Raw genomic sequence first — 8,925 nt, forward strand, 5'->3', positions numbered from 1 at the left:
CAACAGTGCGTCAGAAATTTTGTGCTGCAAGTACAGGTGGATGGAAAAAGATGGATCAGAGGGAGGAGGGCAGAAAAAGCCAGACCGCCTTTGTGCCGGAGGTCTGGCCCTGGAGTTGCGCTGAAAAAGCGGCTTGCCGGATTTATTCCTGCACGGCGGGGTTGCCGTGCTCAGGCAGGGAGCCGTTGCGGATAAAGTGATCCACAAGGCCGAAAACCGTTTCATTGCCGCAGAAGTTTCCTGCGGCTATGGCAGCCTTGTAGGCAGGCAGATTTGCTTCAAAGCGTTGCAGCAGTTCCGGTTCCAGCGTGTGCATGTCGGCCTGCATGCCGTAGTTCAGGCGTTCAATATAGAGCGCGTTGAAACGTTGTTCCACCATGGCCTTGAGGGGCAGGGTGAGGATGGGTTTGCCCAGGTGCAGGGCCTCGCCCATGAGGGTATGCCCGCCGCCCTGGATAACGTAGGAGCAGCCCTCCAGCAGCCGCAGAAAGCCCTCTTCGCTCTTGCGCATGAAGATAACGTTGTCCTCCTGCCCTTCGGTGCGGTCGTAGCCGAAGACGTAGCAGGTCTTGCGCGTGGCGGCGCGCAGAAAGTCCACCAGTTTGCGGTGGGTGGAATTGCTCTGGTACACGAGTACGTGGCCGTCATCGCGCGGGTTGAGCGCAAGCACGCTGTCGCGCAGAATGGGCGGGGCCACGCGCGCCTTGTACTGCGGCAGCACAGGCGGCGAGTAGAATGATATGATGAGGTTTTCCGCCGTGGGGCGGAAGAGATAGCGCGGGGTGAGGCCCTGCACAAAGGTATCCCACCACATGTTGGGCGGCAGGTTGTGCTGGCAGCAGGTAATGATGTGCTGATGGTCGAGGGTCAGGCAGGGCAGCCCGGCCTTTTCGGCGGCGCGCGGCACAAAATATTCCAGATCTGTCATGCAGACATCGGGCTGGAATTCATCAATGAGGCGCGACACCTGATCAATATAGCGCTGCCTGTGCCACAGCAGGGGCAGGGCGCGGCTGATGGTGGCGGCCATGTCCACCTTGTAGTCCTTGAACACCGTGCCCAGGTTGGGCAGTCGGCGCACGGGAAATTCCGGCTCAAGAATTTTCGGGGCGTCATCGTCCGCCACAAAAAGAAATTCGTGCCGTGAAAGGCGGCGGGCTATGGTCAGGCCGCGCATGGCGTGCCCGTGGCCTGTGCCGTGAATTCCGTAAAGTACGCGCGCCATGGTTCTCCTTTATCCCTGCCGCAGAATAGGCGGCGGGTTTGCGGCGGCAAGCCTACCAATGCAGGGCAGTAGCGTCAATTGCTCGTCTTGACGCACAGGAACCTGTTATCTACCATCACGCATTCATTGCTGTCTGTCACATCTGATTGCGGGGCGCAGCAGCGCCAGCGGAGCATACATGCACGAGCCCAGCACCGGGGCGAGCCCGCAGGGGCCGCTCTGCAACGTGACCATCCCGGTTTTTAACAGGCCTGCGGCCACGGAGCGAGCCATCCGCGCCCTGGCTGTCACCTCGCGCGAGATGCCGTTCCATATCACGGTGGTGGACAACGGCAGCGAGCCGGAGCTTGTAAAAAAGCTGCTGGCCTTGCGGGCAGAAGGCTTGATCGACCATCTTTTTTTGTTGCCGCGCAATATGGGCGTGGCCTGCGCAGCCAATGTGGGCTGGCAGCTTGTGCCCGCGCCGCTGTACATGAAGCTGGATAACGATACCGCTATTGTGCGCAAACACTGGCTGCGCGACCTGCTGGCCCTGTGGAGCCACGGACAGCCGCTCTCCAACCTTGGCGGCGCGTTTAACCGCGAAATGCTGCGTAAAACTCCCGGCAGCCTGCAAACCCCGCACGGCGAGCTTGGGCTGTGCGTGGGCAATCTGCCCGGTCAGGCCGTGCTTGTGCCGCAGGCTGTTTCTGAAAAGCTGGGGTTCTGGAATGAAGAATACGGCCTCTACGGCGGCGAAGACGGTGATTACGGCCTGCGCATGCAGGCGGCGGGCCTGCCGCAGTACTATTACCTCGGGCCCGAGTATTTTGAAAATATCAGGGAAGACGATGACGCGCGCGAAACCTATGCCGCGCGCGGCATAGACAAGCGCAGATTGCACCGCGAGCTGGTGGTCAGGGATAATCTGTGCATGGGCAAGCTGTTCATGAATAAAATTCTCTACCTTTCCGGCCTGCGTTCTCTTGCGCCACTACAGCGCTATGCTGTAGACGATGTGGACGGGCAGGGCCGGGTACGGCTGACCGAGCGTAAGGAATACAAGGAATTTCAGCGCGATCTTGCGCAGGTGGCCGCTGGGCTGAACGCCCGTTTCAGGGATTATGTCATGTCCTACAAGCTGGACGCGCCTACGGCGGACGCCATGCGGCAGGTGCTTGAAAAGCACGCGCAGGCAACAAAAATTGATAAGGGGCTGTGATGAACGCACGTAAAGTCAGAGAAGACCTGGGCCGCGCCAAGGCCTGCTGCGCGCGCCGTGATACGGAACGGGCGCTCTTTCTAACCATTTCGGCCCTCAAGGAACTGGGCGGCCAGAGCGCCCCGCTTGATCTTCGCGGCGATTTTAGGGCCGCAGTGGCGGATCTGGCTGTTGATCCGGAGCTGAAAGCCGCTGGAGCGCCAGCCTTTGTCTATACTCCCGGGGCGGAAAAAGATCTGCTCCAGCTCCTTTCGCAGCTCTACCGCACCCTGAAGGGGCAGGAAAAGGAAGAAGAATATCAGGCGGCCTTGCAGCGCAAGCTGAATCTTGACCATGGCTTCAGCGACGGCAAAAAATTTCTGGCAGAAGGTAAGCCCTCAGAGGCTGATGCATGTTTTGCCGAGGCCCTCAAACACTACAAGGACGAAAAGGCCATCTTTGGCATGATGGCCCGGGCCATGATGGATGCGGGCGAATATGTGCGCGCCATCGGGCATGCGCGGGCCGGCCTCAAGGAACTGCCGGACGATGCGGAGCTGACGCGTATTGTGGAGGAGTGCACCCGTCTGCGTCAGTAATGCTTTCGGCGTATTTTTTGCAACGTTCTGACGAAAACTTGGCGGCGGCAAAAGCTGCCGCAGGGAGTCGTCATGAACGGTCACAATCGTGTAAGGTCAGTTCCCTATATGGCATTGAGCGCGGCGCTCTTTGGCTGCGCACTGTTCTTTGCCATTACCCTTTGGCGCGGCGAAAGCATGGGAGAAAGCGGCCAGTTTGCCTATACCCCAGGTTTTGATGTGCGGGCGGATGTGGTCAGTTCCGTGCGGGTTGTGCCGCTGGCGGGAGCCACACTGCGCAGCCCCAGCGTGAACGCGGATAAATCTGCGGCTGTTTCCCTGGCCTATTAGGCTGTTTTTATTTTGAAAAGTTGGATTGCCCCGCACCAGTAGCGGGCGACCTGTTTTTTGTGTATAGTTATCCACCTTTTTTGATCTTGTCCTTCCAGCGGCCCTTTTGCTGGAGGGCTGACGTGTCGCGCGTAGTCTAAAAAGGAGATGCAGAAGTGTGTTTCTGGTCCGTTATTTCTAGCCATATTTGAAGATCGCTAATCGGGAACAGTTCTTCCCTTTATTTTAAATTTCAATTAGCTGTAATTTTTACCGTATTGCTTGTAAAACATAGTAATTTGCCATGTAATGTTGACTTTGTTTCAGAATGTGCCTACATTGTACAAGATGCCCGATTAGAATGGATGAAAAGCCTTATTGTTCTCGTCACTGTAGTGCCATGTTTAACTTCCTCATTTCTCCATAATATTAGTGAGTTACTGACCGATACTTTTTGTTCGGCAATAACCTCACGCATTCTTTAAAGGACATGTTTGCGTTATGAATTGGGACTGGGACAAACTTCAAGAAAAAAGACAGAAGCAGGGTTCTAACCCTCCGCCCCGACCTCCTCAGGATATGGATTCTGACGATATGGGGCAGGAAGAAGAAACCCCACGCGCCAAGCGCACCCCTTTTAACAACGGCCGTGGCCCCGGTGGCGAAAATCCTTTTTCCAAAATAGCCCGCATGTGCTTTCCCAACGGAAAGGCGGCTGGTCTTGTGGGTTTTGCCATTGTGGTTCTGTGGCTTCTTTCGGGGATCTATATTGTTAATCCCGATGAACAGGGCGTCGTGCTGCGTTTTGGCAAGTATGACCGCACCGAAGGCCCCGGGCCGCACTACGCATGGCCTGTTCCTATTGAGTCGGTATACAAACCTCAGGTTACGCAGGTTCTGCGCAGCGAAGTGGGCTTCCGCTCCGTTGGGCAGGCGGCCACCTTCCAGCAGGGGCAGTTGCGCACTATTCCCGAGGAAGCCTCCATGCTCACGGGCGATGAAAACATCGTCAATGTGCAGTTCAGTGTGCAGTACAAGATCAGCGACCCGGTGGACTACCTTTTTAACGTTACCGCGCCCGCAGCGTTGGTGCGCAATGCCGCAGAGGCGGCCATGCGCGAGGTCATCGGCAACAGCCAGATCGACTCTGCCATTACCGATGGCAAGCTGAAAATTCAGAGCGAAGCCACCCAGTTGCTGCAAACCGTGCTTGACCGCTACGGCGCAGGCATACAGGTGCTGGCCGTGCAGCTGCAGGATGTGCACCCCCCGCACGAAGTTATTGACGCGTTCAAGGACGTGGCAAGCGCCCGCGAAGACAAGAGCCGCATCATCAACGAGGCCGAGGCCTACCGCAACGAGCTGCTGCCCAAGGCCAGGGGCCAGGCCGCAGCCATGGGCAACGAGGCCGCTTCCTACAGCGCAACGCGCATGCGCACCGCAGAGGGTGATGCCTCCCGTTTTGACGCCCTGCGCATCGAGCACGACAAAGCCCCCAAGGTCACGGAACAGCGCCTTTATTATGAAGCTGTAGAAGAAATTCTTTCCAACGCGAATGAAAAGGTGCTTATGGACAATCCGGCGGCTGGCCGAGCGCTGCCCTATCTCACCTTGCCTGGTCTCGGCGCTCCTGCTTCGCCCAAGACGCTGGAGAAGAAATAATGAGTAAAAATCCTCTGGTACTGATTCTTGTTGCTCTGGTGCTGCTTATCGTTGTTACCCAGGGATTCTTTACCGTTCACCAGACCCAGAAGGCTCTGGTTTTACAGCTGGGCGAACCGCTTTCGCGCGTGTATGGGCCTGGTCTGCACTTTAAAATTCCTTTTATCCAGAACGTGGTCTATTTCGATGCCCGTGTTCTGGACTATGAAGCGCGCTCAAGAGAGGCCTTTACCGTAGATAAAAAGGCCATCGTTCTTGATAACTATGCGCGCTGGAAGATCATTGATCCCCTGCAGTTTTACCGCACCATGCGTTCCATTCCCGGAGCGCAGGCGCGGCTGGACGACGTTGTCTATTCACAACTGCGGGCGCTTGTGGGTGCGTACACCCTTACAGAGGTCGTGTCCTCCCACAGGGCGGCCATCATGAAGGAAGTGACCAACAAGGTTTCCGACCTCATGCATGGCTACGGAGTCGAGGTGCTGGATGTGCGCATCAAGCGTACAGACCTGCCACCTGAAAACCAGCGTGCGATTTTTGGACGCATGCGGGCCGAACGTGAACGGCAGGCAAAGCAGTACCGTTCGGAAGGTGAAGAGGAATCGACGCGTATTCGTTCCGATGCCGACCGCCAGCGCGCGGTTATTCTGGCAGAGGCGGCGCGCGCCGCGCAGGTTGAACGAGGAATGGGCGATGCCAAGGCTGCGGCAGTTTACGCCCAGGCCTATAACAAGGCCCCTCAGTTCTATGCGTACCAACGCTGGCTTGACGCCATGCGTAAATCACTAAAAGAGAACAGCAAGATGGTGCTTTCCAACGAAACGCCACTGCTCAATCAGCAACATTGATGCGTGGTTTTCCACGCCAGGAGTCAAAGAGATATGCCCGGTTTTGCAGAGATATATGAACGCATCAAGTTGGCCACCAACAGCCGTACACAGGTTGAACTGGCCGAGGTTCTGGACATCCGTCAGTCCAGTATTTCCGATGCGAAACGGCGCAATTCCGTGCCTGGTGACTGGTTCATGAAGCTTTTCGAAAAGTTTGGGCTGAACCCTGACTGGCTCAAACAGGGTGTAGGCCCCATGTACTTGCGCACCGAGCAGGGCTATGTGCCAGAAGACGCACCGGCCTCCCTTGCCGAAACAGCTGCCCACTATGGCGACGCCATGGCCCGCGGCGGCATCCATTCCGTGTACGATGCCAAGTGCGTCTACATTGATGATGCCCCCCGTCCTGCCCTGGCTCTGGCGGGCAAGATATCGCTGCCGCTTTCACTCACCCGTGACGGCCTTCAGGTGCTGCGGGTGCGCGGCGCCAACATGGCCCCCCTTATCTCGGAAGGGGCGCATGTGGGTGTGGACACAATGGATACGGATGTGGTGTCTGGCCGCATCTATGCCATTTTTGCCCCCAACGAGGGCGTCGTGCTGCGCAGGGTGTTTTTGAACAGCACCCAGGACGGCTATGTGCTGCGCTCCGAGGCTGCAAGTTTCCCCGAAACCCAGTTGGCTGCGGGCCTGCTTGCCAAGCGCATGCTTGGCCGCGTGGCGTGGGTGTTGCAGGAAGTGTAGAAAAATGATGCTGCAACCGGCTTTTGCCGTTCATTCGTTCTGCCGAAGAGCCTGGTCGGTATGCGGTCTTGCGGGCTGTCTGCTGCTGTGCGCCTGTAGCGGCGCACAGACAGCGGCCTCACGCGGTGGGGACGGTATTACATCGTATGATTTGCCGTCCTCTCCTGCTGCAAGCCAGCCCTCCTATGGTACGGCTGGGGCTCCCCCTGCCGCTTCGACAAATACGGGGCAGGGCTATGCGACCCCCAATTACTCCGGCGGGTATTCTGGCGGATATGCGGGCGGCAGCAACGGTGCGGGCGCAACGGCGGCTCCAAGTTATGGTGAGCCGCAAAGTCAGGCTCCGGGCTATGCCGCGCCTGCTCCCGCATACGCGCCCACGCCTGCGCCAGCCTATACCCCATCATATCAGCAAGGCCAGCCGCAACCAGCGGCAGGCTCCGCTGCCATTGCTCCCGCATGGCGGCCCCTGGCTGATCGGCTTGCGGCTGACGGACTTTCCGGCCCACGGGTGGACGCCCTGCTGGCTACGCTCAGCGCCACGCCCACACAGTCGCCCATGGGCAGAAAAATGCGTGAGCTGTATAACCGTAAATTTTTCCCCAAGCCGCCTTCCACCGCGCCTGCAGCCCCGTATTACAAGGGCGTGCTGACCGATGCCAACGTGCAGTTGTGCCGCCAGTTTGTGGCGCAGAACAAGCGGGCTTTTAATCAGGCCGAGGCCCGTTTTGGCGTACCTGCATCCATAGCGGTATCCCTGCTGTTTGTGGAAACCCGCCTTGGCAAGGTGCTGGCCGATGTGCCGGAAAACGCCTTTTACACGCTTGCCAGCATGTCGGTAACGCGTCAGCCCTCTGATATCCCTGACTGGCTGCCGCGCATGCCCGGCTATCAGGAACATCTCGACTGGTTTGCCGAAATCATGCCCAAACGGGCGGATTGGGCCTACAAGGAAGTTAAGGCCTTGGTGGAGCATATGCTGCGCGATAATATCGATCCGCACCATCTGCCAAGTTCCATCTACGGGGCTGTGGGCCTTTGCCAGTTCATGCCCTCCAATATTGCCATATATGGCGCGGACGGCGATGGCGATGGCAAGGTTGACCTGTTCACCATCCCCGATGCCGTGGCAAGTCTTTCCAACTATCTCGCCAAACACGGCTGGAAGCCCGGTCTGCCGCGTACACGGCAGCACCAGCTGCTCATGGCCTACAATCATGCTGCCATCTACGCCAATACCATTCTGGCCTTGTCAGACATGATCAACGGCGCGCCCTCGCCCGAGGCCTCGGCTAAGGCAGCCCCGGCCACTGCGGGCAAGCCTGCTCCGGCAAAAGCTGGTAAAGCCGCTCCGGCCAAGGCTGCCAAACCTGCTGCAGCCAAACCGGCGAGCAAGGCTTCAAAGCCGGTTAAACCCGCAAACTGACGGTTTTAATTTATCCATGTACCACCATCCCGTTGTCCTCTGGGCAGCGGGATTTTTTTGCGCGCAAAGCCCGTCCAGGCAAGGCATTAATGATCGGCAGTGCTCTATGCCGGAAAGGCATGGCTGGAATCCGGCTTGTATTTGCCGCCAACTGAAGGCCACGCAGGGCAATCTTGCCATCCCTTTATTGCGGTGGCATACTTTGAGGATGAACACCAATTCCGGCGCGCAGCCCCCTCTGAAAGAAAGCAACCGGCCTCTGGCCGATCTGCCTCCTTTGCCATCGCTTTGCAGCGCGGGCGCTCTGCGGCCCGTACCCAGTGAAGCCGCATGCCTGGCCCTGTGGGACAAATACGGCATGCTGCCGAACATTCGGCGGCATTCTCTGCTTGTGGCCCACGTGGCGGCCACGCTGGCCCAGCGGGCAGCAGACAGGGGCTTTGCCGTGCGCGTTCCAGAGGTTCGCGCTGGCGGCCTTTTGCACGACATTGCCAAGACCTACTGCGTCAAGCACGGGGGCAGCCACGCGCAGGTGGGCGCAGCCTGGACTGTGGCTGAAACGGGCAACTATGCCATCGCGCAGGGCGTGATGATGCACGTGTGGTGGCCGTGGGCCTTGCCGCAAGGGCCGGAAATCTGTTCACTGCCTTTTTTTGTGATCTATGCCGACAAGCGCATCAGGCACGATGCCTGCGTAACGCTTGAAGAACGCTACGAAGACCTGCTTGAGCGCTATGGCCGCACCGAGGCTGCGCGCGAGGGCATTGGCGTTGCCTACAGACAGGGTAAAAATATTGAAAGCGCCCTTGAGGCGCAGCTGGGATGGGCCTTACATGAAAATTCTTTTGATTGCGGGCGGGTGGTCCACTGAGCGCGAAGTTTCGCTCAACGGGGCGCGCGCCATGCAGGAGGCGCTTGCGCAACGCGGCCATTCGGTAACGTTTTTTGAC

At 58.2% G+C, this 8,925-nt stretch carries 9 protein-coding genes and 1 pseudogene; 9 read left to right on the plus strand and 1 reads right to left on the minus strand.

What is annotated here, in order from left to right; all coding sequences use genetic code 11:
* Positions 1-142 precede the first annotated feature (142 nt).
* On the minus strand, positions 143-1,225 hold the full coding sequence (locus VEZ52_RS04210; RefSeq protein WP_324835675.1) for a glycosyltransferase family protein: 1,083 nt from the start codon (positions 1,223-1,225) through the stop codon (positions 143-145).
* A gap of 178 nt (positions 1,226-1,403) precedes the next feature.
* On the opposite strand from VEZ52_RS04210, the gene VEZ52_RS04215 reads away from it, so the two are divergent.
* From VEZ52_RS04215 to VEZ52_RS04255, 9 genes and pseudogenes are all read left to right on the plus strand, one after another.
* Positions 1,404-2,426, plus strand: coding sequence for a glycosyltransferase (locus VEZ52_RS04215; RefSeq protein WP_324835676.1), 1,023 nt, complete (start codon positions 1,404-1,406; stop codon positions 2,424-2,426).
* Positions 2,426-3,004 (plus strand): tetratricopeptide repeat protein, encoded by a 579-nt coding sequence (locus tag VEZ52_RS04220; protein ID WP_324835677.1) that lies wholly within the window; start codon positions 2,426-2,428, stop codon positions 3,002-3,004. Before VEZ52_RS04215 ends, VEZ52_RS04220 begins: the two co-directional genes overlap by 1 nt.
* 72 nt (positions 3,005-3,076) lie before the next feature.
* Positions 3,077-3,334, plus strand: a complete 258-nt coding sequence (locus tag VEZ52_RS04225; RefSeq protein ID WP_324835678.1) for a hypothetical protein — start codon at positions 3,077-3,079, stop codon at positions 3,332-3,334.
* Positions 3,335-3,814: 480 nt separating this feature from the next.
* Complete coding sequence (hflK, locus tag VEZ52_RS04230; RefSeq protein WP_324835679.1) at positions 3,815-4,975, plus strand: FtsH protease activity modulator HflK; 1,161 nt, start codon at positions 3,815-3,817, stop codon at positions 4,973-4,975.
* Positions 4,975-5,823, plus strand: a complete 849-nt coding sequence (locus VEZ52_RS04235) for a protease modulator HflC (protein ID WP_324835680.1) — start codon at positions 4,975-4,977, stop codon at positions 5,821-5,823. Before hflK ends, VEZ52_RS04235 begins: the two co-directional genes overlap by 1 nt.
* Before the next feature lie 33 nt (positions 5,824-5,856).
* Complete coding sequence (locus tag VEZ52_RS04240; protein WP_324835681.1) at positions 5,857-6,549, plus strand: LexA family transcriptional regulator; 693 nt, start codon at positions 5,857-5,859, stop codon at positions 6,547-6,549.
* Positions 6,550-6,553: 4 nt separating this feature from the next.
* A complete protein-coding gene (locus VEZ52_RS04245) occupies positions 6,554-7,975 on the plus strand; it encodes a lytic murein transglycosylase (RefSeq protein ID WP_324835682.1) in 1,422 nt (473 codons plus the stop codon).
* Positions 7,976-8,183: 208 nt separating this feature from the next.
* A complete protein-coding gene (locus tag VEZ52_RS04250) occupies positions 8,184-8,846 on the plus strand; it encodes an HDIG domain-containing metalloprotein (RefSeq protein WP_324835683.1) in 663 nt (220 codons plus the stop codon).
* A pseudogene (locus VEZ52_RS04255) lies at positions 8,809-8,925 on the plus strand (D-alanine--D-alanine ligase); the annotation flags it as partial. The gene VEZ52_RS04250 and the pseudogene VEZ52_RS04255, both read left to right, overlap by 38 nt.

The sequence above is a fragment of the Desulfovibrio sp. genome, assembly GCF_035644575.1.
GTDB lineage: Bacteria > Desulfobacterota > Desulfovibrionia > Desulfovibrionales > Desulfovibrionaceae > Desulfovibrio.